Consider the following 25,268-nt stretch of genomic DNA (forward strand, 5'->3'; position numbering starts at 1 on the left):
ATGAACCCCCTCTTGCAACTCCACCACCGCGGTGGCCGAAGTGAAACCGAGCGCGTCCACGCGGGCCAGCAGGCGCCCGGGCGGGAGTTGCTCCAGGAGCAGGTGGCCGGAGCTGTCGACGGAGAAGACAGCACCCTGGGAGGAGACAGCGGCTCCCGCGACCGGGTTGCCCGAGTCATCGACGACCTGAAGTAGCAGGCTGGTACCCGCGGGCGCGGAAGGGTGCTCGGGCGCGGGGTTCTCCTGAGGAGGTTCCACGCCCGGGTGATCGATGTCGGGATTGACACACCCAAAAATGGAGAGACATAGGAACCCCATGAGTACGGCGGATGAAGACAGACATGGATTCCACGGCCTTGGTAACAAGAGGCTCTGCAAGGTGTTCTCCCCAGGTTTGTTTTCTCGGCATCTCCCCTCCCCGCCCTCCCCGCACGTATAGTCCGCCCGTCATACCCACCGTGAAGAAGATTCGTGAGCGCTCACCTGGCGTGTTCGGGCGGATGCATCCTCGTTTATGAGAGGAGACCCTGAGGATGAAAATTATGCAGAAGAATCGACAACAGGAGGTTCGGCGCAAGGAGGCTGGCGACCTCCAAGACTCCGAACGGTTCAGGAAAAACCTCGATGATTTCAGACTCGACTTTCGCCATTTGAGGAGGGCGAGCGAGGGAGCGCGGGAGCCGTAGGGAAGGGACGGCCACCGGACTGGTTGTGAGGTCGACCAAGACTTCTCCCGTCCAGTACACGATGACCGCCCCTCCTCTAACACGCTGCTGTCGCTGCTTCTGCTCGTCCAGCCCGTTTTCACTCAACCCTCGTTCTGTCGCTTCCTCACCTTGTTTGCTGGCTGGGTGAGCACCCGGGGATTGCACGCTGTCACGGAGGCTCTGGTGTCCGCGGGCGTCTCCGGCGTGCGCCACCACGCGGGCTTCCACCGCTTCTTCTCGCGTGCGAGCTGGAGCATTGACCACATGGGGCGCCTGCTCTTGCTGCGCCAGGTGGCGCTCGCGCCGGGGCCTGTGCGCCTGGCGCTCGACGACACCCTGTGCACGCACAAAGGGCCCAAGGTATTTGGCTCGGGTGTGCACATCGACCCGGTCCGCTCGACTCGGCGCACGCGCCTGCTCACCTTTGGCCATGTCTGGGTGGTGCTGGCCGTGCTTGTCCCGGTGCCCTTCTCGTAAGTCCTCGCCCGAGCCCGTCGTGACGAGAAAGCCGAGAGGTGAGCATGTCCGCCTACGCCAAGGAGGCGGACAAGATGGACAAGAAGTTGCTGTTGTCGAGCACGGCGGCCACCCGGCCCAGCGGCACGCTACCCCGGCGCAGCGTGCGCGTGGCGGCCCGCTCCAGCGCGGCGTGAAGCTCGTTCGGGTGGCGAGAGGCCGCTCGGGGAAGGCGGACACGACCAGCGAGTCAAGCCGCAAAAGCCAGATTCGGAAGTCGCATCACAGTCCCGCGAGCAACCCCGCCATGGTAGCACGACGGGCCTTCGCGGAAGCTCCTGAAAGCACCCGCCGATCTGACAATCAGCCCTCTCGCCTGGCGCGGCGTCCTTGGTTAAAACCCCGCTCCTGACAAGCGCGACGGTCGCGCGGCAGTGCTCACCGGATTGGGGGAGGTCCCATGTCATCGCCGAAACTCTTCGAGCCCATCACCTTGCGCGGCGTGCGTGCACGCAATCGCCTCGTCGTCTCACCCATGTGCCAGTACTCGGCGGTCGACGGGATCGCGACCGACTACCATCTCGCGCATCTGGGACGGTTCGCGCTCGGAGGCTTTGGCATCGTGTTCGTGGAGGCCACCGGCGTCTCGCCCGAAGGCCGCATCACGCACGGTGACACGGGGTTGTGGAACGATGCGCAGATCGCGCCACTCGCCCGCATCTCCACCTTTCTGCGCGCCCACGGAGCGGTGCCGGCCATCCAGCTCGGACACGCGGGGCGCAAGGGCTCGCGGCAGCGGCCCTGGGAGGGAGATGTCTCGCTGACCCAGGCGGACGCGGACGCGCGCGGGGAAGGCCCCTGGCCCACGGTGGCGCCGAGCGCCCTGCCCCACGCCGAGGGCTGGCAGGTCCCCAGCGCCCTGACGGACGAGGGCCTCGAGCGTCTGCGTCAGGCCTGGCGTTCCGCCGCCCAGCGGGCGCTCCAGGCGGGCTTCGACATCGTCGAGGTGCACTGCGCGCATGGCTACCTGTTCAATGAATTCCTCTCGCCCGTGGCCAACCGGCGCACGGATCGCTACGGCGGCACGCTGGACAACCGGATGCGCTTTCCGCTCGAGGTCATCGAGAGCGTCCGCGCGCTCTGGCCCCAGGACAAGCCCGTGTTCGTCCGGGTCTCCGCCATCGACGGCGTCGAGGGGGGCTGGACCCTGGAGGACACCGTGACCTTCGCCCGGGAGTTGGAGAAACGAGGCGTCGACGTGCTCGACTGCTCCTCGGGAGGCGTGGCCAAGGAATTCAAGGGCCCCTCCGGCCCTGGCTATCAGGTGGGTTTCGCCCAGCGCGTGCGCGAGGAGACGGGCCTGCGCACCATGGCGGTGGGCCTCATCACCGAGGCCGCGCAGGCGGAAGCCATCGTGGCGGAGGGCCGGGCGGATCTGGTGGCCCTGGCGCGCGAGGCCCTCGCCGCGCCCCAATGGCCCCTGAACGCGCGGCGCGCGCTGGAGGCCAATCCGCTCGACTTCCGGGATTGGCCCATCCAGTCGGGCCACTGGCTCGCCAACCGGGAGAAGGCACGGCGGATGCTCAAGAGCACCTGACGGACGGGAATGACTATCACTTGAAAAGGTTCATCCCATGCCCACAAGAGACTCCTCGATGCCTCATGCTCGACTGCTGCTCGTGCTGGTCGCCCCGCTGTTCCTCATGAACTGTCGGGCGCATCCGGGAACACCCGTCCCCCGTGCCCACGACTCCAATGCCTGGGTGGAGATCGACACGAAGGCCTTCGAGCACAACCTCCGCACCGTGAAGACCCGGCTGTCGGACAAGACCCAACTCTGCGCGGTCATGAAAGCCGACGCCTACGGGCACGGAATCGACCTCCTCATTCCATCGATCGTGTCCCTGGGTGTCCCGTGCGTCGCCATCGCCAGCAACGAGGACGCCCGGCACGTGCGTGAAGGAGGATTCGGCGGAAGGCTGGTCCGGATCCGGACCGCGACGCCCCAGGAAGTCGAGGACGCATTGCCCTACACGCTCGAGGAACTGGTCGGAAACCTCGCGCACGCGAAGCACGTCTCGGACATTGGCCAGCGGCATGCCCGGACCATCCCCATCCACCTCGATCTCAACGCGCGGGGCGTGGGCCGCAACGGCCTCGAATTGAGCACGGCGCGAGGCAAGAGCGACGCGCTCGAACTGCTGAAGCTCCCCCACCTCCAACTCACCGGAATCATGACCCAGTTACCGGTGGAGGACCGCGAGGATGTCCTGCGCGGAATCGCTCTCTTCAAGGAGGAAGCGGCGTGGATTATCGAACAGGGGCACCTGGACCGCGGCAAGCTCCTCCTCCATTGCGCCAACTCCTTCGCGACCCTGGACGTCCCGGAGAGCCATCTCGACATGGTCCGTCCCGGAGGCGCCATCTATGGAGAGACCATGGCCACGCATCCGGAGTTCAAACAGGTGATGGAGGTGAAAACCCGCGTGGCCTCCGTCAATGCCTATCCGGCTGGGAGTACGATTGGCTATGACCGCACGGCCACCTTGCAGCGGGACTCCCTGCTCGCGAACATCCCCATGGGTTACGCCGATGGCTACCGGCGCGCCTTCTCGAACCAGGGGCATGTCCTCATCCGGGGACGCCGCCATCCCGTCGTCGGGAGGATCTCCATGAACACGTTCATGGTCGATGTCACGGAAGCTCCGGACATCCAACCCGGTGACGAGGTCGTGCTGTTCGGCCACCAGGGCACCAACGCCATCACCCAGACGGAACTGGAGCAGGGGGCGGGCACGCTCATCGACGAGCTCCGCATGGGCTGGGGCAGGGCCAATCCCCGGGTGGTGAAGCCCGAGTAGCCAGGGGCTACGGGGGGGAGAAGAAGTCCAGCTTGAGCAGCGTCTCGGAATCCACCCAGACGCCATCGATCTTCACGCCCCAGTGCAGGTGCGGGCCGGTGACACGGCCCGTGCTCCCCACGACGCCCAGCTTCTGCCCCTGCTTCACCTTCGCCCCTTCCTTCACGGAGATGCCCGAGAGGTGGAAGTAGGTCGTGTACAGGCCCCCGCCGTGGTAGACGAGCACGGAGTTGCCCTCGCTGTAGTTGTCGCGCGTCATCACCACCACGCCATCGTTGGCCGCGCGGACCGGAGCGCCCATGGCGCCCGCGATGTCCGTGCCGAAGTGCTGGCTCTGTAGCTTGCCATTGAAGGAGCGGCGGTCTCCGAAGCGCGCGGTGATTCGCTTGCGCCGCGGCCAGGCGAAGTTGCGCTGGAACAGCAGGGGGGACAATTCCTGGGAAAAGGCGGCGGTGAGCGCGACCTGATCCTCCGCCATCCGGGCCTTCACGGACTCCGGAGGCTCGATGTACTTGGTCGCCACTTGAAGCTGCCGCTCCGGATAGCCCGGCGGCACCACCCGCACGCGTTCGACGAGCTCCACCGGCTCACTCCCCGCCGACTCGGGGCCAACGACCTTCACGTCCACCGTGCCCACGGGCTGCTCCACCGAGAGCCCGACGAGCGCATGAAAGGCGTCTCGCGCCTTGAAGAACCGCAAGGCACGTCCATCGAGCGTGCCCGCGGGGGGCGTCTCGAAGCCCCAGAGGGTGATGAGCACGGGATCACCGGGCTTCGCCGTCCGCGGTTGCACGGAAAGACTCGGACGAGCCTCGGCCCCCAGGGCCACGAGGCCCAGGGCGAGGGGAAGCAGGCGCCGCGCGAAGCGCAGCCGGAGGCAGACGATTACGGGAGACGACATGGCGCCGTTATAAGACGGAAATCCAGAACTCCCAACAAACCATTTTCAGGGAGGAGGCGGCCTCCTCTTCGTCCCCTGCGTGGCGGAGGACTTCGCGTTCATTTCGTAGCGCATCGTGAAGAACGCTGTCGGTGCGCGCAAGCCCGGCGAAGGCGCCACGTTCATCATCCGCCCCCTCAAGCCCACCCAGTCCCATGAATCAGGGCTCGCAGACGGACCGTGACTTCCCAACGGGAGGCACACCGAGACTCCGCCTCCAGACAGCACGACGCCTCCCGCACAGCACGAGCGCAAGTCCAGGCGCGAGAAGAAACGCCGGGCGGTCTGAGGTTGGCCGTCACCACCACGCGCAGCGCCGCGGGGGTCGCGAGCGAGGCTCTCACGGTGGTCGTGGTTCAGCTCAGGGCATCATCGAACGTCGGCTCGCATTCGATCGATTGAGGGCTCGAAGCCCGGCACCGCAGCGGCCCTTCTCGGCCTCACGGCCCCCTCCCTCCCCTTCCACAGGGCCTCACTCCTCCCATGATCTCTCTGCCGGGTACCGTCATGTGGGCGAGCGCGGCCATCGTCTCGAAACCGATCAACCGCCCTGCCTCCCCGCCATTCTGGCAGAATGTACACATGACCCAGGAGCCACATCATGCCTCCAGCCGCACGCATCAGTGACATACATGTCTGTCCGAAGGTGGAACCGGGCCCAGTGCCTCACGTGGGAGGACCGGTTTCGACCGGGGAGCCGACGGTGCTCATCGGATTCATGCCAGCCGCACGGGTCGGAGACATGGCGGTGTGCATCGGACCGCCGGACTCCATTTCGCAGGGTGAACCATCGGTGCTCATCGGCCACAAGCCGGCGGCACGATTGGGGGACCCCACATCACATGGAGGAAGGGTCGTGGCGGGCTGTCCGACAGTGCTGATTGGCGCGCCTGCGCAGGCCAGGTGCATGGCGTCCGCCGCCGACAGTGGAAATCCCTTTGTAAGCAAAGCCGGGTCATGACGGTTGACACCGCATCGGCGCGAGTCGCGAACTCCGTGAGACACCTCATCGTCGAGGTGCTCTGGGGGGCGTCCGCCGGCGCCAAGGGCATAGTCGAGCCGGGGCGTGTCCTCCAGGTGGGTCGAGCGGAAACGGCGGGGTTGTCAGTGCCCGGCGATGCCTCAATGTCCGAGTTCCACTTCGAACTCGCCTGGAACGGAACGCATTGCTTGCTACGCGACCTGAGGAGCACAACCGGCACGTTGCTCGAAGGGCTGCGGGTGGAGGCGGGCCAAGTCTCCCATGGAAGTTGGGTGCGCGCTGGGATGACGGACTTCTCCGTACACGTGGAAGCGATGACCCCTCCGAGTAGACCGATGGAAGCGGAGACTCTGGCGCGAAAGGAGCTCGCGGACAAGGCCTTGAAGGCCTTGGCATCCCAATCAGGGCCACTGTTCGCGGTGATGGACGCGGCGAGAGATGCGCGCGTACTCGTTCTGCTGCGGGAGTCCGTGGAAGAGTACCGCTCCCTCTACGAGGGTCCTGAGGGGGATGCCCTGGCGGAGGTTGCGCCGGTACTGGCGAGCCTGCCCAAGGACTCGCGCCTGTTGGCGTCCTTGGTCCAAGAAGGATGGGGAATGAATTGGGGGTTGTTCCTCACCAGCCAACAGCCCTTCAGGGACGTGCGGCGACACCTGCGGAAGTTCCTCATGGTCCAGAGCGCCACGGCCCAGGAACTCTACTTTCGCTTCTACGATCCACGAGTACTCCCCATCTTTCTTTCCGGGTGTTCGTCCGAGCAGCTCCAGGAGTTCTTCGGAGGCATCGATTCTTTCTCGATGGAGGGTTCCGGAGGAGGGCGCCTCCTCCTCTTTTCAGTGAGAGAGCACAAGGTTCTCCGGGACGAGGTATCACTCGTTTCCGCGTGAGCGCGTACTGCGGGGTCGAAGCGCATAAGCAGATGGAGGGAAGACATGTTCAAGCTCAGCCAGGAGCAAATAGAGGCCTTCCGCCCAGTCTGGCGGACGAAGTCAGTCGAGCGTGTCCTCGCGGGTTTGCGGTTGGAAGGGTTCCAGGCCGAGCGAGAGCTGGCTACCGGTGACATCGTCACCACCGATGCGCGTGGCTTCCAGACGCGCATGACCTTCCAGACGGACGGCCTGCCCGCCAAGCTGACGCCGCCCTCGGGAAACACGGTGGGCTTCGAGTTCGACGCCCAGGGGCGCTTGTCGACCATCATCCATCCAGGCCCCGAACGGTTGGAGATAGAGCGGGACGCGAGAGGCAATGTCGTCATGCTTCGCCGCCCTGGCCTGATGTCGTACCTGCTGCGGTATGACGACAAGGATCGCCCACTGTTGATCCGCTACCCAGACGGCAACACGGTCCGTTTCACCTACCACCCAGCGGGACCGGTGGAGAGCGTGACTGACCGCACCGGCGCGATCACCCGCTACGAGCGCGACGAGACCGGCAGACTGAGGGCCATCATCGATCCACTCGGCCGCAAGACGACTTATGAGACCGACGCAGAAGGGACGCTGAAGTCCGTCGTCTTCCCGGACGGGTCTCGCCAGGAGCACGTACCGCATCCGGAGGAGTTGTCCGCGGTGGTCGTCCTGCGTGATGGCCGTCAGGTCGTCCACGAGTTCGATGAGGGTGTGCGGGTCCTCAAGGCCATCACCTGGGCCGATGGGTCGCGAACGGAGTTCGAGCTGAAGGGGAATACCCTGACGGCCGCGCGCAACGATTTCGGAGCCCTCACGAGCACCCTCGATGCCGACGGCAACCCGCTCACGGACGAGTCGCCATTCGGGCGGGTCGAGTACGCCTATGACGAAGAGGGGCGCATGGTGCGCATGGTCTCACCACACGGCGAGACCCTCGAATACGAGTATGACGAGGACGGTCGGCTCGGTCTGGTACGAGACTGGGGGAGGAACGAGACCCGATTCCGTTACGCACCGGGCGGGACTGTCTCGGAGATACGTTACGGAAACGGTCTGCTCGAGACGCAGTCGTACGCGAGCACCGGAAGGCTGGCCCATGCATGTGTCGTCAGCCAGAATGGAAGGACACTCAGCGAGCAGCGATACGAATACGATTCCTGCGAGCGGCTGACGGCCGTCGCGGATGGGGGGGCCGAACGCTTTGGACAGCCCATGACCCGGCGCTTCCTTTATGACGCCGAGAGTCGGCTGCTTGGCGAGATGGATGCCACGACGGGTCAGTTGCTGGTGCGCTATGCGTATGATGCAAAGGGGAACCTCGTCGATGACGCAGGCACCCGGGTGAGCATGGGGCTGATGGATGAGCCCCGTGTATATGGAGATCGATCTGTCGAGTATGACGGAAATGGAAACATAGTTCGGCTACCGACTCCAGGCGGCGAATTGTGGTGTTCCTTTGGTGGTGACGGGTTACTGCGCGAGACGCGCGGTGGGGACCGGGAAGTCCGCTATGGCTATGATGCCCTCGGACGCCGGGTGCTCAAGACGGATGGACGGACAACGTGGAAGTATGGCTGGGCAGGGCACCAGCTCCTATGGGAAGAGGTGCAGTGGAACCCCGGAGCGGCACCCGTGCGACGGGATTACCTCTTCCTGCCCGAGACGGTGATTCCTCACGCCTTCCGAGAGAACGGGCGGACATACTGGCTGCAGACAGATGCGCGCGGGGCTGTCGTCCGGGCTTTCGACGAGTCGGGCCAGGTCGTCTGGAGCGCACGCTATGACTCTTTTGGTGTGGTTCGGGTGGAGATTGCCGAAGTGCGGCAACCCTGGCGACTGGCCGGGCAGTACGAGGATGAGGAGACAGGGCTCTACTACAATCATGCCCGGTACTATTGCGCATGGCTGAAGTCCTACCTCTCACGCGATCCGCGTTGGTACGAGCCAGACGCGACGAACTACAGTTACTGCCGCAACGATCCCTGGAACCGGGCGGACCCTTTTGGTGGGCTCGCGCCCCTGCTCGCCGTGGGCATCGCTGGCCTGGTGGGGGCCGCGGTAGGGGCGGTGACCGCGGCCGTGACTGGAGGAGATCCCGTCGCCGGAGCCGTGGAAGGAGCCATCGCGGGAGCGGGAGCTCTCGTGGCTGTCGTCGCTGGGGCATCGGCTGGGGTGGTGCTCGCGGCGGGCGTGGTCGCCACCGGCATCGGCGCTTTCGCTGGTCAGCTCATCGAGCAGGCACAGAATGGGGATGGCTTCTGTCTCATGTGCGCCCTGAAAGGGGCGCTCGTGGCCGCGACCATCGACCTCGCCCTCCTGGGGCTCGGAAAAATTCCCGGCGTCAAACAAGCCGCCAGACGGCTGGGGAGGAAGCTTCTCCAGGCGGTTCACCCCGGGCTGCGCAGAGCCCGGAAGATCGCTGACAAACGCCTGGCCAGGCACTTGGAAAACGTGGCGGCACACAAAGCCAAATACGAGAAGGCCCTGGAGGCGGCCAAGAAGCGCAATGCCAAACCCAGAACACTCGGCGCACACAAGGGGAAGATCACCGAAGCCGTGGGTGAAGAGGCCGCGGCGAAGCACGTGGCGAAGAACCATCCAGAACTCGAATTGCGCCACGGATTCAAGCAGGGGGTCGGGTTCGATCAGGTCTATGTGAAGCGGGGTCTGGACGGGAAGATCAAGGAATATGTCATTGTCGAGGCCAAGGGGCCTGGCGCCAAACTCGGCACCACCAAGACCAAGGGAGACCAGATGAGCACACAGTGGGTCAAGGGCACGGCCGAGGAAATGGCAGCGAAGAACATGGGTTTGGGCAGGGAATTGGTGGAAGCCCTGGGCAGCAAGCCCCCTCCAAAGGTGACCGGTATGGTGGTGGAAGCCCTGGAGGGAGGCGGAGCCCGCGAATATCTGCCGCCCGGGATTCAAGCGTCTGGTAGATACAACTGACCTGGCAGGTGGCTCTGGAGAATCCAATGGGACTGAAACTCAACAAGATCGCCGATGATGTCGTTGTGAAGAACCTGGATTGGCGTGCAGGGCTGCTCAAGAAGGCGCTCCTCGAGAAGCCGCCCGCCGCGAGCGATGCCAGGGGGCTCGATAGATACTACTCCTCGATCGGTGAGTCCTCGTGCGAAGTGGGTCTCATGCTGTACCAGCAGGAGAAGGACCCGAAACAGATCCGGGAGCATCTGGCCCTGGCTGGCCGAAACCTGCTCAAGATGCACGCGGTGCGGCAAAAGCCAGCTCCCAGCGAGTCCCGGATTCTGTGGGTATTCGAGAAGACGCTGTCCTTGGTGGTTTGCTTTGCCGGTACGGCGGAGCGAGAAGAACTCCTCCGGCTTCAGCCCTGGCAGTTTCGCAACCCCGTGGAGCCCTCGGATGACGCCTATGCTGGCTATCTGGAGCAGGTGAGGTTGTACCTGCGCAAGAGCGCTCTGGATCCGGCTGCCATCGAAGAACTGATTGCGAAGTGCTCATCCGATACGGCCTCCAAGGACGACAGGCAATCCGTCCTTCCGGAGGTCCGGGCCCTCCGGGCCGTGGCAACCCAGGATACGAAGTCGTTGGACGAGTCCATTGCGGACGTCGTCAAGGCACACGAAGTTCAAGCGAAGCGTGGGGAACTCAAGCTTCGCTCGGAGGGATTCATCTGCCTGCCGGCGCTAACCCTTGCAAAGCTCGGGCAGGAGCGCGGTATGCAGTGCGGTGTGAAGTCTCTCTACCTCCCCCTGTTCCTGCTGGAGGGTTGAAGTGAGCGATACCTTGACGCTGTACGTTGTGGACGAAAGAAAGCTGCCCACGGCTCGCCAGGGGCTATCTGACCAAGAATTCTATGACAAACTCGTTGCATCCGTCCAGAAGCAGGGAGCTCGCTGGGGGCAGTTGGAGATGAACACCCTCGATTTCGCCGAGGCGCTCGAAATCATCGACGAGCAGATGGGCGGAACAAAATTCCTGCCTGTGTTCGCATTCAACAACTCTCCGAACAATGTCCTCGGCGACGACAGCGACTGCCCCAGCTTTGGCTATTTCAGCCCCGAGCAGGTTCAGGATCTCAAGACCTCCCTTGATGAACTGCCCGAGGACTTCATCGAGGAACTCGAGAGCGCCGATGACGACACAGTCGAGACGGCGCTGCACACCGTCCAGTCAGCAGCGGACGAGGCAGCTCGCAGGAGGTACGCCCTCGCCATCCTCCATATGTAGGCATTACCGAGTACGAGCCAGAAAGGGTGTCCCGGAAAGGGTGTCAAAGAACTCGAACAACACGCTCTGGCACGACACGCGGAGGGAAGGAGTAGAGGGGGAAGCTCACCGAGAAGTCCCCCCGTAGCCACCGAGCCGCCGCCTCTTGGAATGCTGCGACGAAGGCGCGGTATTGTTCACCCAGCTCTTTCAATGCTCGTGCTGTGGAGGCATGCCCCAACGGCCGCGGAAGAAGCACGACGCCGACCACTACTTCCAGTTCTGCCCCCCACTTCGAGCGCTGGAGTTCAGGTGCGCGTCTCCTGAAAGGGTTCGGCGACGACCTGATACTCGTCCTCATGGATGATGTACCCGGGTCGCCGTTCCTCGATGACGTCCACCTGGAGCCCATGCGCCTCGAGCACCCTGGCCAGCACATGCATGCGCGCGATGTGCTCTCTCGCCGTCGGCTTGAACCAGCTCAACGCGACCTTCGCGGCATGACGCTTCCGCGATCGGGAGAACGTGTCTGGTCTGTCCAGATTGTCGAAAAGCCAGGCGAACACTTCATCGCAAACATCCCGTTCCTCGGGCAGCAGAAGGTCATGGTCCCTGAGTTCCCTCAAGGCTTGTAGTATTCCCTGACGTCGGCCTGAATCCGGATCGAGTCTGTCGATGACGAAGCGAATGAACATCCCAGGCTCCAGGACTATCGAGGGGCGCTACTTCACGGAGTCCTTGAGGAGATAGCCGAAGCCGGCGTTGCGCAGGCGGAGGATCAGCTCCGCCCGGGTCGTCTTCAGGGACTCCGCGGCGCGGTCCAGGTTCCAGTCCGCGAGCGCGAGCTGCTTGAGCAGGTAGGCGCGCCGGGTCTGGGCCGCGGAGAGGCGATACGTCTTGAGGTACTCGAGCGTGCCGTCCTCGCGGGTGATCAGCTCGCCGATGTGGTTCTCCTCCGACACCTGAAGGCTGGTGACGAAACGCTGGAGGTGGAAGGGGCCCGCCCCGTAGACGGATGTCGCCCAGACCTCCGCGCCGAAGAGCCCTCCCGCCATGAAGCCCTGGAACCAGGCCCAGTCCTCGCGCATCCGCTCGACGGCGGCCCTCAACTCCCCGAGCGAGGACACCCGCCGCTCGTCGATGGGGGACTCCAGGGACGCGGCGCTGTCGAGGAAGCCGTACTGGAGCAGCAGCTCGCCGTAGAAGTCCTCCAGCAGCGTCCGGTGCAGGGCCCGATAGTCCTCGGGGTGCGAAACGATGAAGGCGGACAGCAGCAGGTCCGCGTGGAAGAGGAGCACGCCCACCTGCCGCTCGTGGATCTCGAAGACGCGCAGGGCCTCGTCGAAGAGCGGGTTCGCCCAGCCCGGCACGGACCACTCCGTCCGGGGATCCAGGCCATGGGAAAGCGCCTCCCGCGAGTACTCGGCCCAGGCCACCTCCGGCCCGCCGAAATGCAGGGAGAGGAAGCCCTCCATGGCCAGGTGCAGGGGCAGCATCCGCAGCCGGTTCTTCTCCTCCCGGCGCACCATGCGATGCATCAACCGGAGCGTGTGAGGCCCCACCTTCAACGCCTTGCCCTCGGGCTTCTTCAGTTGCGTGCCGACGACGGCCTCCGCGTGCCGGCCTTCCCACGACATCACCAGCCCGTGCGGCACATACGAGAGGTACTTGAGCCCGGGCTCCTTCAATCCGCCCTTCAAGGAGACGAGGGTGAGGTCATCGTCATACGAGCGCTGGGCGAAGCGCAGGTCTTCCCGCACCTCGTCGCGCAGCACGGGCACCAGCCGCAGGGTGCCCCACACCTGGGACGGAGCCAGCCGGAGACCCTTGGGCACGATGTTCGTCACCGAGACCTTCGCCTTCATGCGTCCTCCCCGGCGTCCACGGTCGCCTCGTCTTCCACCGGGGAGACACCCGGCTCCGCCGCCCTCCGTCCGCGCTCCAGCAACCGCCGCACACGCGCGGCGAGGTAGTCCTCCAGTTCCGACAGCGGGGCCGCGCCCTCGGCGAAGCGCGCGAAGCCGAGCACCGTGGGCAGGTCCTCCGCGTCCCGCACACCCACCGTGGGGACGTGCGCGCCCAGCGCTCGCGGAGCGTAGAGATCCGAGGCGAACACCGGGTTCACGTGGAGGAGGGTGGTGCGGCGCGAGGGATCCAACTTCGTGCGGAACACGCGGGTGAGCTCGGCCACGGCATGGGGCGGGTCGTTGTCGTAGCCATCGGACACGATGACGACCAACTCCGCGCCCCAGTCCAGGGCATCGAGCAGCGGCGAGGCGAGGTTCGTCTGTCCCCGGGCCTCGACGAGCAGCGGCGCCTCCGGGGGCGAGGTCCAGAAGGCGCGGTACTCGCGGGCCATGGAGGACAGGAGGTAGTGCGCGGCGAGCGCCACGCCCAGGGGACGGCGGCGCTTCTCGGTGGAGCCCGAGGCGGAATAGCTGTTGTCGAGCACGGCGGCCACCCGGCCCAGCGGCACGGAGCCCCGGCGCAGCGTGCGCGTGGCGGCCCGCTCCAGCGCGGCGTGAAGCTCGACGTGGCGCTCCCGGCGTGTCTCCGGCTTCATCGAGAGCAGGTAGAGCGCCAGCTTCGTGAGCGGCGCCTTCCCGAGCTCAATGGCGATGACACCCTCCTGGCGCGCCGCGGCCCCTTGCAGGCGCAGCCGCTCGCCCGCGGTGAGGCGCGGCTCGATGCGCTCGAGGAACACGTCGCGGGCAATGCCGTGCTTCACGGCCAGTCCCTCGGCGATGGTGAAGGGCAGCTCGAAGAGGGAGGCCTGTTCGTAATGGGCCCGGCGGAACGCCTCCAACAGCGGCGTCTTGAACACGCGCTTGCGCCAGCCATGGAACAGGAAGGCGTTGAGCTCCCCGGCGAGCTTCAGATGTCCATGCGCCACCGTGGCCCGCAGCTTGGAGCGGTACTTCACCGCGTCGAAGCTCGGATCCTCGCGGCCCTCCAGGTATTCGCGGGCGATGGCGCGAGCCCGGCGGTTGTTGATGCGCCGCTCGCGCAGCAGCTCCAGGACGCGGAAGGCCCGCTGGGGCGGCAGCGACCGGAGCGACGCGGCGATGAGGGCCCCTTCCTCGCGCCGGTCCTCGGGAGGCGTCTGCTTCCCGGTGGCCAGCAGGTTGAGGATGATCTGCCCCTGGTTGAAGTGGTTGATGCCCGCGGCCAGGGTCCGGGCGTAGAGGCGGCGGTAGTTGCCCAGGATATAGGCGTGCAGGAACTCGATGGAGACCGACTGCCCGCGTGCGTCGTTGTAGAACTCGCGCTGCCCGGTGCACGAGAAGCACGCGTTCACGAACATCACCAGATCTTCGCGAGCCACCTGCTCGGCGCGCTGCACCACCGACTGTTCCACCGCCGCCTCCAGGATTGCCTCGTCTCGAGCTTCGGGTGGCGAGAGGCCGCTCGGGGAAGGCGGACACGACTAGCTAGTCAAGCCTCAAAAGCAAGGTTCGGAAGTCGCATCACAGTCCCGCGAGCGGCCCCGCCACGGTAGCACGACGACCTTCGCGCAAGCACCTGACAAGTACCCACCCACCTGAAGCCATACCCCGAACCGTTCCTTGTGCTGGAGAGGGCGGCCGAAGGCTCATCAAACACGGTGTTCCTCCTGCCGCGCACGCAGTTGAACGAGAAGCTCCCGTGCCCTGTCCCGCGTGGAGACGAAGTAGATCTTCGTGCTCGGGGGATCACCCTCCGACCGGGTCATCTCCGCGGCGAGGAGCAGGCCCTTGGCGATGGCTCGGTGCAGCAGCCGCGTCTTGAAATAGATGACGCCCAGGAGCCACTCCTGCCGGACGTGCTCGTTGATATAGCGCCGGGCCTCTGCCTCGATCCCTCCGGCCTCCTCCATGTCCCCCAGGATGAAGAAGGGGCGGACCGTGCCCAGTTCCTGGTAGAGTTTCACCAGGAGTATGGCTTCATCCAGGGAGCACTCTCCCTCCCACTTCGCCCAGAGCAGATCGGGAGCCTCGAAGTGGAAGGTGTTCCTCCCGATCGTCCACTTTCGTTGGGTGGGCGCCATGTGTCTTCCATATGACACAAGGTCCTCCCATCGCCAACAGGGGGGGCCCTACCCCTTGGGTCCTGGTACCAGGCAACACGGAGGGAACGGACAGGAACGCACTCGCAGGAGGTGCATTCCCTCACGGGACATAGGCGCGGCCGGTCCGAGCGTCGTACGTGCAGCCCATGCGCACGTAGCCGCCATACGTCCGGGCGCGCAGTTCGACCCGGGCCGTCTCGGGCCCCGTCACGTCCACGGCCCCCACGCGAACCCCCTGGTAGCCCCGGAAGTCACGTGCCACGCGGAAGCATTCCCGCTGAGCCTCCCGCGGGTCCACGTCAGTGGAATAGCCGCTCCCCCCATAGCCATAGGCCGAACGACTCCGGGGCCTCGACTCCACGGGCACGACGATGCATGCCTGAAGCATCAGACTGAGCAGAATGATGAGCAGCACCATCATTCCCAAACGCACTCGGGATGCCATGAAACACCTCCGCGCATGATGGCCCCTCATGACGGTGGGGACGGAGCCACGAGGAGGGAACCGACGATCGGGCCGGCGCAACCCCGCTCACACGTCCACCTGGGATCTTCCCGAGGAAGGTGGCGAGCGCCCGCCCCCCGGGCATGACACGAGCCAGCGCATCGACGAGGGACCCGGACCACGGCTCCTCGAGGCCTCCGGCTCAGACGCGGTGTTCCTCCCGCTGCGCGCGCAACCGGGCGCTGAGCTCTCGCGCGCTCTCCCGGGTGGAGACGAAGTGGATCTCCGTCCGCGGAGGATCATTCTCCGACCGGGCCAGTTGCGCGGCGAGGAGCAGACCCCTGGCGATGGCTTTGTGCAGCAGCCGTGCGTTGAAATAGATGGCGCCCAGGAGCCACTCGGGCCGGAGATTCTCGCTGACATGGCGCCGGGCCTCCGGCTCCATTCCCTCGGCCTGAGCCATGTCACTCAGGAGGAAGAAGGGACGAATCCCGCCCAGCTCCCGGTAGAGGCTCACCATCCCCATGGCCTCATCCAGGGTGCAGTACCCCTGGTGCGTCGCCCAGAGGAGATCGGGGGCCTCGAAGTGGAAGGTGTGATTGCCTATCGTCCACTGTCGCTGGAGGGGCTCCATGGGCCCGTCCTATGACACAAAACGCGCCAGTCGTAACGGGGCGCCCACCTCTCCCGAGTGTCCCCGCGGAGCAATCAGGCGGCGACCCGGTCGGCTTCGCGCAGGAGCGCACGGGCCTTCGGGAACGAGCGCTCGACGAACGCGCGCATCTCCGTGTCCTTCTCCTTCAGCGCCGCGCCCTCCTGGGAGAGCTTCTGGAGGTAGTCGGCGGAGTCCTGCGCGAGGACATCGAAGAACTTGCGCACGTTGTCCCCCCGCATGCCGCACGCCCGGGCGAACTCGACGGCATCCTGGGAGGCCCGGGCCGACGCGAACACCTCGGGGTGCGAGACGGCGAGCGACGCGATCTGCGCGGGCGTCAGGCCCACCTTCTTGCTCAACGCCTTGGGCAGTTCCACGCCCTTGGCGAGCGTCTTCGCCAGGTTGCGCTCCACGCCCGCCTTCTCGAGCAACTCCCGGTTCTCCTGCTCCCGGTCCTCCTTCTCGCGGACCTCCTCGTCGCGGCTCCTCTCCTCGCGCTCCGTCCGCTTCTCCTCCTCGGCCGCCTGATTGCTCTTGAGCTCGGTGATCTCCTCGCCCAGGTCGGTGATGAGGTCGGTGATGCTCTCGGTGAGCGTCTCCGGCTGCGGCGCCGCGGCCGGCGCACCGCTGTCGGCCAGGGCGCTCAAGTCCGTCAACGCCTGCTGCGCGCCATCGTCGAAGGAGGACGCGCTGAAGAGATCCAGGGTCTCCGTGCCGCTGTCGAGCGTGGTGGTCAACGCGCCCAGGGTCGACGCGATCTGCGCGGGCACGGCCGAGCCCTCCGGCGCGGCGAGGCTCGCCCCGGCCAGGGAGTGGAGCGCATCACCCAGCACCTTCGCTCCCGCCGGCGTGGCGGCCAGGTCCTTGAGGAACTTCCCATACGCGGCCTGCTGGGTGGCGTTGCGGGCATTGAGTCCGGCGAACACCGCCGCGGCCGTGCCCAGACCCTGGGTGAACGGATCCGCCGAGTTGAGCAACTGCGAGAGGCCCGAGTAGTCGCCCGCCGAGGCCTTGTTGAGGGCGGAGAGCAGCTCGTTGGTCTTCGCGGGATCTCCGCCCACGGCCGACGCGAGTGCCGCGAAGTTCGCCAGGGCCGCCTGGGGATCGCCGTTGGCCTGGGCCAGCAGCTCCCCGGCCGCACCGCCCAGCGCCAGACGCTGGAGCTCCGCGAAGTCGACCGGCGCGTGCAGCTCGCTCGTCCCCTTCCAGCCGGGAATCGACACCCCCGGCTCGGTCTGCTCGAACATGTCCTGGGCGACGTTGGCCTCGTTCAGGACACGCGCCGCCCACTGGAGCACTTCCACCGAGTGCGCGCCGCCGGCCAGGGCCTGGGCCGCCTCCGCCGACACATAGGCGAGGTGGAGATCCCGGCCGAGCATCTTGTCCAGCTCGGGATTCAGCAGCGAGGCGGCGAGCGTGGCCTCCGTCTGGAGCGCGCGGTCGTAGTCCGCCTGGTGCGCGGCGCGGAAGGCCTCGATGTAGGCCTGCTTCTGCGCGCCCGTGAGCGCGGGGCCGAGCGCATCCAGGCCGGCGGCCAGCTGCTGATCCAACACGTTCACCACGTCGCGCGCGTGAGTGTAGGCGTTGCGCGCCGTGGTGAGGGCGTTGGCGGCCTGCGTCGCCGCGACGTCCGGGGTGGAGCCCACCGGCAGCGGGGCGCTGGAGCCGAGCTGCTGCGCGAGGGTGACGAGCTGGGTGAAGAGCTCCGGCTGGGTCTGCTGCAGCTTCTCGAGGGCGGCCTGCTTGTCCGGCCACAGCGAGAACTTGCCGCTCGTCAGCAGGCTGCCCAGGGCGGCCAGGGCCGCGCCGTCCCGCACCCGCAGGGCGTTGAGCGCCCGCGCCGTCACCGCATCCTCCATGAGCCGGGTGTAGGTCGAGGTCACCGCGAGCTGGCGCTGCACGCTGTCCTGAGTCCACGCGCTCGAGGTCCCCTGGAGATTCACGGCCTCGGTCTTCGTCTGGAAGCTCGAGCCCCGCGCCCCATTGGCGGGAACGGAGGCCGACGGTGCCTGCACTCCGGAGGGAGGCGTGGAAACCCCCGAGGGTTTCTGCTCCAAGAGCGGTCGGTGGGTGGGGACGTTGTTCGGGTTGATCCGAATGGACATGGGCCGGCTCCTCCGTCGTCCATCACATGATACGTAATTCAAGGAGCGCGGTCGTCTGGATTTCAGCAGCAGTCTGTCTTTTCCTGCTGCTGAGAAATCAGCGGCGTGAAGTTCTCTTTTTCTCAGCCGAAGAGAGACGGACGGTGTCTGCTTTGAGCACCACGCACGCTCCCACGTCCGCTCGTCTCAACGCTTCGCGTGTGCGTCCAGCCAGGCCGTCACCTGGGAGGCCGCGGAGTCCTCGTGCTCCTGGAGCAACACCTGCTGGGCTTGCAGGGCCAGTTCTCGGGCACGGGCCTCGGCACCGCCCTCCTCCCAGATGGCCCGGGCGAGCAGGAAACGGGCATGGGCCAGGGAGCCGGCGGAGAAGCGGGAGAGCGGCTCGGTCGTCAGGGCCCGCTCCAGCGCGGCGCGGGCCGCGGCGGGCGCGTGGAGCGCGAGCTGACACTCCGCCACCCCCACCAGCGGCGAGAAGAGCTCCGGGTGGCGCGCGGGCACCCGCTTCTCCTCCAGCGCCAACGCCCGCTGGTAGTACGGCAACGCCTGGCGGTGCTGGCCCCCCTTCAGGTACCAGTCGGCCATATCCTCCACCACGGTGGCGAGCGCCCAGACCTCATCGACCTCGCTCTTCTCCGCCAGGGCCAGCGCCCGCTGCAGGTAGGGCAGCGCCTCCGCGCGCTTGCCCTGCGCGAGCAGCACCTCACCGATACCGCTCAGGGGATTGATGAGCTGATAGGGCACCTGCTCCCGGGCCGCCTCCGCGAGCCGCAGGGCCCGCTGGTAGTGCTCCAACGCCTCGCCCGGACGGCCCAGGGCCAGGAGGACCCCCGCCACGTCCACCAGGCTGGCGGCCACGTCCGTGTGCTCGGGACCGAAGACCTGGCGACGGATGTCCAGGGCGCGCTCGTGGGCGGACAGACACCGCGCGTGGTCGCGCAGGTGGCAATAGCTCGCGCCCAGGGTGGAATACGTCATGGCCACATCGAGCGTCTCGCGCCGCGAGCCCACCTCGCGTGCCTCCAGGGCCCCCTTGAAATAGCCCACGGCGGCCTCGTCATCGGCGGTCTTCTGCGCGAGGATCCCCAGGTTGTGCAACGCATTGCCCGTCTCCAGGTGATGCGCACCCAGCGTCTTCGCGTAGAGCGCCTGCGCGTGCGACAGCGCCTCGCGCGCCTCGGACAACCGGCCGGCCTTGGTGAGCGCCGCCCCGAGGTTGTTGTAGGCCGCCGCCACCTCCGGGTGCTCGGTGGAGTAGACCTTCTGGCGCAACGCCACCACCTGACGGAAGTTCTCCAGAGCGTCGGCCGTCTTGTCCTCGCGCATGAAGATGGCGCCCAGGGCGTTGGTGACGAAGGCCTCGATGCGCGCGTCCCCGCCCATGCGCTCCAGGACGGCGCGGGTGTGCTCGGCCCACTCCCGGCCCTGCTCGAAGTGCGCCTGGAGCATCGCCGAGCGCACCAGCCGGGCCGAGGCCGAGGCGATCACCTCGTCGTGGCGGCCCGCCTCCGCGGCCCACACCGCCTGACGGAGCGAGGCCTCCGAGTCCTCCAGGTTCCCGAACTTCTCCTCCAGGGCGCCGCGCAACTCGAGCACCTCGGCCTGCAGGGGACGGTAGCGCAGCGCCAGGGCGTCGTCGGCGAGCGCCCGGGTGCGCTCCAGGGCCGGCTTGAACTGGCCGCTGTCGAAGAGCGCCCGGGCCTCGGCCAGACGCACCTCGAGCCGCTCGACCTTCTGGCGCGTGGCCGCATCCTCCGGCGGGAGCACGGGCGCCTGGAGCGCCTCCACGTTCGCGCACCCCGTGATGAGGGGCAGGGCGCTGGCCGCCTTGGCCGCCTGGTCCACCAGGGCGGCGTCCGGCTGGGCATAGACTTCAGTGAGGGCGCGCAGCGACTGCAACCGCCGCTCCAGACAGGCCATGCGCAGCGAGAGCACCGCGTCGGATTGAGCCCCCCGCACGCGCGTGGCCTCGCACGCCTCGACATGCATGGCCGTCCAGTCGCGAGCGTAGGTGTCCAACACCTGCGCGGTGCGGGCCCAGGACTCCTCCGCGTTGGGCTTGCCGGTGGCCTGGAAGGCCTGGCCGAGCGCCGCCCCTCGAGCCCCGTCCCACAGCCCCTCCAGGCGCCGGGCACCGCCCTGACACGGCGGCTCGGCCATGCTCCGCAGTTGCAGTGGCAGCCCGACGCCGAGCGAGAGCGCCAGCAGCCCTCCCACCGCGAGCCACTGGCGCTGCCGCCGGGGCAGGGTGTCTCCGAGCGCCCCGAGCAACGCATCCATGGACGGCCAGCGCTGCTCGGGTTCGAGCTCGAGCCCCCGCAGGACGATGCGCCGCACGTTGGCGGGGACCCGCGCGTCGCGGGGGGGCTCCGGGGTGCGCCAGGTCGAGGGAGGGCCCGGCGTCTTGCCCTGGGGCCGCTCGCCATAGAGCAGCTCGTAGAGCGCCACGCAGTAGCCGAACTGGTCCGCGCGCGCGTCGAAGATGCCCTCGTACGACTCCGGCGCCATGTAGGCCAGGGTGCCGATGACGAGCCCCGCGCGCGTCAGGGGCGTGTTCAAGGGCGATTGGCCCAGTTCGGACCAGGGGACGTCCACGGGCCGCGGCGAGGGCGCCTCCCCCGCCTCCCCTGGAGTCGTGGCGGAGACCTGCCGGGCCAGCCCGAAGTCCAGCACGCGCACCCGCCCATCCTTGCCCAGCAGCACGTTGTCTGGCTTGAAGTCGCGGTGCACGAGGCCCGCGGCATGCGCGGCCGCCAGTCCCCGTCCCGCGGCGATGAAGACCTCCACCACCTCGCGCCAGGGCCGCGGCCCCTGCTTGAGCCAGTCGCGCAGCGACGGCCCCTCCACCAGCTCCATGGCGATGAAGACGCGCTCCTCCCACGTCCCCACGTCATAGATGGAGGTGACGTTGGGATGGGACAGCCGCGCCAGGGCCTGCGCCTCGCGCAGCAGCCGGGCCTGTCCGCCGCTGCGCTCCAGCTGCTCCGACCCGGCATGCAGCAGCTTGAGGGCCAGCCGGCGGTTGAGCTCCGGGTCATACGCCGCGTACACCACCCCCATGCCGCCGGCGCCCAGCTTCTCCAACACCATATAGCGGCCCACCATCGCGCCGCGCGGGAGCACCTCCTCGGGCGCGGGGGTCGACGGGGGCGCGGGAGGCGGCACCACGTGGGTGGGCACCTCCCCCGTCGCCTCGAAACCACCGGAGCGCACCAGCAGCCGGCCACAGGCGGGACAGTTCTCCGCGTGCGCGAGCAACCGCGCGACCTCCGCCTCCGGGAAGCGTCCCGAGGCGACTTCTCGCACGAGGGGTTCCTCGGGGCAGATGCTGTCGATGACGCCGTGAGCCATTCCGCCTCCTCCGTGCGCCCCCATCTTCCCCCGACCTCCGGAGTCTTGGCTACCCCGCAACCCCCGGAAGGCGGGCCTATCTCGCGGAGGTTCCCACTCCACCCACACGGCGGGTGCTAGCGCATCCGGATGCTCACGAGACCTCGTGCGCGAGGTAGCGGGCCACGCGATCCAGGAGCCCATCGATCTCGGTGCGGGCCGCCTCGAGCCGGGGAAGGTCCCGCGTGAGCACGTCCTCGAGCCGCCGGCCCGAGCGCTCGAGGGATTCGGGCAAGGCGCGCACCCAGGACTCCAGCATCGGAGGCACGACCTCCGGGTGGAAGAGGAAGCCCACCGAGTTCGACAGGAGGAAGGCTTCCTGGGGCTGGCGCTCCGAGGCGGCGAGTGCCTCCGCGCCACGCACGGTGTCGAACGTATCGCCGTGCCACTGGACGACGGGAAAGGACGCCGGGGCCCCGGAGAAGACGGGGTGTGCGTGGCCCGCGGACGTGACGTGGATGGGCTCCACGCCCAGGACCATTCCCTTGGGGTCCGGGTAGACGCGGGCGCCGGAGACGGCCGCGAGCATCTGGGCGCCCAGGCAGATGCCCAGACAGGGACGGCGCCGCGCCAGCCGCCCCTCCATCAAGGCGAGCTCCTCGCGAAGGTACGGGTGGTGCTCGGCCTCGTAGACGCCCATGAAGCCGCCCAGGACGACCACGAGCTCCGCGTCGGCGTCTCCCGGCCGGACCTCGCGAAAGCGCGTCTCGAGGGAGAAACCGGCCCGCGTGAGCGCCCCCTCGAGGGCCCCCACGCTCACCGGAAGGTCGTGCTGGAAGAGGATCGCGCGGGGTCTGGGAGCGGAGAGGGAATCGGACATGGGCGACAGGATAACCGCTCCTACCGGCGATGGAGGGTGCCGCCCTTCATGACCAGGCGGACGTGGCGGAGCGCGGAGATATCCCGGGTGGGGTCCCCCTCCACCGCGACGAGGTCCGCAAGCAACCCTGGCTTCACCTGCCCGATAACGTCTTGCAAGTGGAGCATGCGCGCGTTCACGGAGGTGGCGGCTTGGAGTGCCCGCACGGGAGTCATGCCATGGTCGACCATCAGCGCCAGCTCGCGCGCGTTGTCGCCATGGGCGAACACGCCCACGTCACTGCCAGCGCAAATCGTCACACCGGCGGCGAGTGCGGCCCGGAAGCTGGCGCGCTTGCGCTGGAGGGCGGCGGGCTCGGGGTCGCTGCCCTTCTTCCACCCCCCGTACTGGTGAAGGGCGTCACCCGCGGCGAGCGTGGGGCAGAGGAAGACACCGCGCTCGGCCATGAGCTTGAAGACCTCGGGCGTGCCCCCATCCCCATGCTCGATCGTCTCGACCCCCGCGAGCACCGCGCGGCGCATGCCCTCGGGCGTGCTGGCATGCACCACCACGGGGCGTCCCCCATCGCGGGCCGTGCGCACGATGAGCTTCAACTCCTCCTCGGAGAACGTGGGCAGCGCCTCGCCCCCGGGCCCCCAGCGATAATCGCCGTAGACCTTGATCCAATCCGCCCCCCGGCCCATCTGTCCGCGCACCACGCGCACGAGCGCGTCGACCCCATCGGCCTCCTCGGCGCCCTGGGGGACGTGCCACTCGGGAGCGAAGCCCTTGGGGCCATAGGAGCCGGTGGCGATGATGGCGCGGGTGGTGGCGAGCACGCGCGGCCCGGGAATGATGCCCTGCTGGATGGCCTGCCGCAGTCCCACGTCGGCGTCGGCGGCGCCCTCCGTGCCCAGGTCGCGCACGGTGGTGAAGCCAGCCATCAACGTGGCGCGGGCATGGTTGGTGGCGCGGGCCACCCGGAGCGCCAGCGGCTCGCGCAGCACCTGATCATTCCAGGAGGTCTCGTTGTAGGGGTGCAACAACAGGTGCGAGTGGCCCTCGATGAGACCGGGCAGGAGGGTGGTGCCGGGCAGCTCGATGACCTCGGCGCCAGCGGGCGCCTTCACCTGGGCCGCTGGACCCGCGGAGGCGATGCGATCCCCTTGGACGAGCACGACCCAGCCCTCCTGAGGCTTCGCGGAGACTCCATCGAAGACACGCGCGGGGCGTAGGAGATAGGCGACGGGCGCCGCGGACGCCGTCTGGGCGGCCACGAGGCGGGGCACGACGCACAGCAACATGACAAGAAACGAGAGCAGGCAGCGCATGGGGCGGCACGATATGCCCACCCGCCCGGGGCGCATACGGCTCCAAATACAACAGAGCGCGCGAGCGTGGATTTCGGGTCAATCCTCCACCTCTCACGATTTTTAACGTTTTCTTCTCAGTACGGATCTGGCGGGCTATTCCATTTCATGCTTTAGTTTGGCTTCTCGACGCAGGCACGCGGCTCCAGACACATCAGGTGTCCGCGGAGTGCGTGCCCGCCAGAACCAGGAGCATGAAATGTTTTACAAACCCACGTATCGCGGCATGGCGCTGTTGGGTGTCCTCGGTGGATTGAGCGGATGCACGGTGGACGAGGTGGCGTCCACCGAGAAACTCTCACAGCTCGAGAGTGCCGCCATCGTCTCCAGCATCAGCGAGGGGGACTACGTCATCCGGTCCGTGATGACGAACAAGTGCATCGACGTGGCGTCGTCCAGCACCGAGGATGGCGCCAAGGTGCAGCAGTGGGACTGCAACGGCACCAACGCCCAGAAGTTCCACATCTCCCCGACGTCGGATGGCTATTTCAAGATCATCAACGTCAACAGCAACAAGGGGCTCGACATCAAGGAGGTGAGCACCGCGCAGAACGCCCAGCTCCATCAGTGGAGCTACGTGGGCGGCGGCAACCAGCAGTTCAAGTTCGTGGGCCGGGGCAACAGCCAGTTCAGCATGCACGTGCGCCACACGGACATGGCGATCGATCTGTACTGGGGCTCGGCGGACAATGGCACGCAGTACGTCCAGTACCCGTACACCGGCACCGCCAACCAGCTCTACACCTTCGACAAGGTCGACGGGGGCACCACCCCGCCCCCCACGGGCACGGGCATCGCCGCCATCCTGAGCGAGGCCACGTTCAACTCGATGTTCCCCGGCCGCAACGGCTTCTACACCTACTCGGCCCTGGTGGCCGCGGCCAACACCTTCCCCGGGTTCGCCACCACGGGTGACACCGACACGCGCAAGCGCGAGGTGGCCGCCTTCCTCGCCAACATCGCCCACGAGACCGGTGGCCTCGTCTACATCGAGGAGATCAACAAGAGCGTCATGTGTGACACGAGCTGGGGCCCTCCGGGCTGCGGCTGCGCGGCGGGCAAGATGTACTACGGCCGTGGCCCCATCCAGTTGTCGTGGAACGGCAACTACTGCGCCGCGGGCAACGCGCTCGGCGTGGACCTCAAGAACGACCCCGACCGGGTCGCGCGCGATGCCACCATCGCCTGGCGCACCGGCCTCTGGTTCTGGATGACCCAGGCGGGCGCGGGCTACAGGCCGGCGCATGACTCCATGGTCAACAACCTGGGCTTCGGTGAGACCATCCGCACCATCAACGGCGCCCTGGAGTGCAACGGCAAGAACCCCGCCCAGGTGCAGAGCCGCGTGAACAACTACCTGAACTTCACGGGCAAGCTCGGCGTGAACCCCGGCGGCAACACCGGCTGCTGAGTCCCC

At 67.1% G+C, this 25,268-nt stretch carries 22 protein-coding genes; 11 read left to right on the forward strand and 11 right to left on the reverse strand.

The window, feature by feature from the left end; translation table 11 throughout:
* The 5 genes from CYFUS_RS51440 (at position 1) to alr (ending at position 4,024) form a co-directional block, all read left to right on the forward strand.
* On the forward strand, positions 1-195 hold the full coding sequence (locus CYFUS_RS51440) for a hypothetical protein (protein WP_157759037.1): 195 nt from the start codon (positions 1-3) through the stop codon (positions 193-195).
* A gap of 695 nt (positions 196-890) precedes the next feature.
* Complete coding sequence (locus CYFUS_RS45680; protein WP_332468326.1) at positions 891-1,184, forward strand: transposase; 294 nt, start codon at positions 891-893, stop codon at positions 1,182-1,184.
* 44 nt (positions 1,185-1,228) lie between these two features.
* Positions 1,229-1,360, forward strand: a complete 132-nt coding sequence (locus CYFUS_RS54220; RefSeq protein WP_269770185.1) for a hypothetical protein — start codon at positions 1,229-1,231, stop codon at positions 1,358-1,360.
* Between the two features lie 263 nt (positions 1,361-1,623).
* Positions 1,624-2,760: an NADH:flavin oxidoreductase/NADH oxidase gene (locus CYFUS_RS45685; protein ID WP_095990947.1), complete on the forward strand. Its 1,137-nt coding sequence runs from the start codon at positions 1,624-1,626 to the stop codon at positions 2,758-2,760.
* 58 nt (positions 2,761-2,818) lie between these two features.
* Positions 2,819-4,024 carry an alanine racemase gene (gene alr / locus CYFUS_RS45690; RefSeq protein WP_095990948.1) on the forward strand — a complete coding sequence of 402 codons (1,206 nt, stop codon included), beginning with the start codon at positions 2,819-2,821 and terminating at the stop codon, positions 4,022-4,024.
* A 7-nt stretch (positions 4,025-4,031) separates the two neighbouring features.
* On the opposite strand, the gene CYFUS_RS45695 is transcribed toward alr, so the two are convergent.
* Complete coding sequence (locus CYFUS_RS45695; RefSeq protein ID WP_095990949.1) at positions 4,032-4,925, reverse strand: M23 family metallopeptidase; 894 nt, start codon at positions 4,923-4,925, stop codon at positions 4,032-4,034.
* A 640-nt stretch (positions 4,926-5,565) separates the two neighbouring features.
* Here CYFUS_RS45695 and CYFUS_RS45705 point away from each other — a divergent pair.
* The 5 genes from CYFUS_RS45705 to CYFUS_RS45725 are packed head-to-tail and all read left to right on the forward strand — an operon-like array spanning position 5,566 to position 11,063.
* The gene (locus CYFUS_RS45705; RefSeq protein ID WP_095990951.1) at positions 5,566-5,925 is read left to right on the forward strand and encodes a PAAR domain-containing protein; all 360 of its coding nucleotides are present in this window, start codon (positions 5,566-5,568) and stop codon (positions 5,923-5,925) included.
* On the forward strand, positions 5,922-6,833 hold the full coding sequence (locus tag CYFUS_RS45710; protein ID WP_095990952.1) for a DUF4123 domain-containing protein: 912 nt from the start codon (positions 5,922-5,924) through the stop codon (positions 6,831-6,833). The genes CYFUS_RS45705 and CYFUS_RS45710 overlap by 4 nt, the downstream gene beginning before the upstream one ends.
* Positions 6,834-6,878: 45 nt before the next feature.
* Positions 6,879-9,803, forward strand: a complete 2,925-nt coding sequence (locus CYFUS_RS54225) for an RHS repeat-associated core domain-containing protein (RefSeq protein WP_095990953.1) — start codon at positions 6,879-6,881, stop codon at positions 9,801-9,803.
* A 26-nt stretch (positions 9,804-9,829) separates the two neighbouring features.
* A complete protein-coding gene (locus CYFUS_RS45720) occupies positions 9,830-10,606 on the forward strand; it encodes an Imm49 family immunity protein (protein WP_095990954.1) in 777 nt (258 codons plus the stop codon).
* A gap of 1 nt (position 10,607) precedes the next feature.
* Entirely contained in the window at positions 10,608-11,063 is a 456-nt protein-coding gene (locus CYFUS_RS45725; protein WP_095990955.1) for a hypothetical protein, read from the forward strand.
* 287 nt (positions 11,064-11,350) lie between these two features.
* Here CYFUS_RS45725 and CYFUS_RS45735 read toward each other — a convergent pair whose 3' ends face one another.
* The 10 genes from CYFUS_RS45735 to CYFUS_RS45780 form a co-directional block, all read right to left on the reverse strand.
* On the reverse strand, positions 11,351-11,737 hold the full coding sequence (locus tag CYFUS_RS45735; protein WP_095990956.1) for a hypothetical protein: 387 nt from the start codon (positions 11,735-11,737) through the stop codon (positions 11,351-11,353).
* Between the two features lie 27 nt (positions 11,738-11,764).
* Entirely contained in the window at positions 11,765-12,907 is a 1,143-nt protein-coding gene (locus tag CYFUS_RS45740; RefSeq protein WP_095990957.1) for an ARPP-2 domain-containing protein, read from the reverse strand.
* Positions 12,904-14,346, reverse strand: a complete 1,443-nt coding sequence (locus CYFUS_RS45745) for a hypothetical protein (protein ID WP_232537891.1) — start codon at positions 14,344-14,346, stop codon at positions 12,904-12,906. Before CYFUS_RS45745 ends, CYFUS_RS45740 begins: the two co-directional genes overlap by 4 nt.
* Before the next feature lie 291 nt (positions 14,347-14,637).
* Positions 14,638-15,069 (reverse strand): hypothetical protein, encoded by a 432-nt coding sequence (locus CYFUS_RS45750; protein WP_095990958.1) that lies wholly within the window; start codon positions 15,067-15,069, stop codon positions 14,638-14,640.
* A 121-nt stretch (positions 15,070-15,190) separates the two neighbouring features.
* The gene (locus CYFUS_RS45755) at positions 15,191-15,535 is read right to left on the reverse strand and encodes a hypothetical protein (RefSeq protein WP_157759038.1); all 345 of its coding nucleotides are present in this window, start codon (positions 15,533-15,535) and stop codon (positions 15,191-15,193) included.
* 202 nt (positions 15,536-15,737) lie between these two features.
* Positions 15,738-16,169 (reverse strand): hypothetical protein, encoded by a 432-nt coding sequence (locus tag CYFUS_RS45760; protein ID WP_095990960.1) that lies wholly within the window; start codon positions 16,167-16,169, stop codon positions 15,738-15,740.
* 74 nt (positions 16,170-16,243) lie between these two features.
* On the reverse strand, positions 16,244-18,295 hold the full coding sequence (locus CYFUS_RS45765) for a hypothetical protein (protein WP_095990961.1): 2,052 nt from the start codon (positions 18,293-18,295) through the stop codon (positions 16,244-16,246).
* 186 nt (positions 18,296-18,481) lie between these two features.
* Entirely contained in the window at positions 18,482-21,643 is a 3,162-nt protein-coding gene (locus CYFUS_RS54230) for a serine/threonine-protein kinase (protein WP_095990962.1), read from the reverse strand.
* A gap of 133 nt (positions 21,644-21,776) precedes the next feature.
* Entirely contained in the window at positions 21,777-22,502 is a 726-nt protein-coding gene (locus CYFUS_RS45775; protein ID WP_095990963.1) for a type 1 glutamine amidotransferase, read from the reverse strand.
* Between the two features lie 20 nt (positions 22,503-22,522).
* A complete protein-coding gene (locus CYFUS_RS45780) occupies positions 22,523-23,812 on the reverse strand; it encodes a metal-dependent hydrolase family protein (RefSeq protein ID WP_095992623.1) in 1,290 nt (429 codons plus the stop codon).
* 238 nt (positions 23,813-24,050) lie between these two features.
* Here CYFUS_RS45780 and CYFUS_RS45785 point away from each other — a divergent pair, with 238 nt between their 5' ends.
* The gene (locus CYFUS_RS45785; protein WP_095990964.1) at positions 24,051-25,262 is read left to right on the forward strand and encodes a glycoside hydrolase family 19 protein; all 1,212 of its coding nucleotides are present in this window, start codon (positions 24,051-24,053) and stop codon (positions 25,260-25,262) included.
* The last annotated feature ends 6 nt before the right edge of the window (positions 25,263-25,268 follow it).

Source organism: Cystobacter fuscus (genome assembly GCF_002305875.1).
GTDB lineage: Bacteria > Myxococcota > Myxococcia > Myxococcales > Myxococcaceae > Cystobacter > Cystobacter fuscus_A.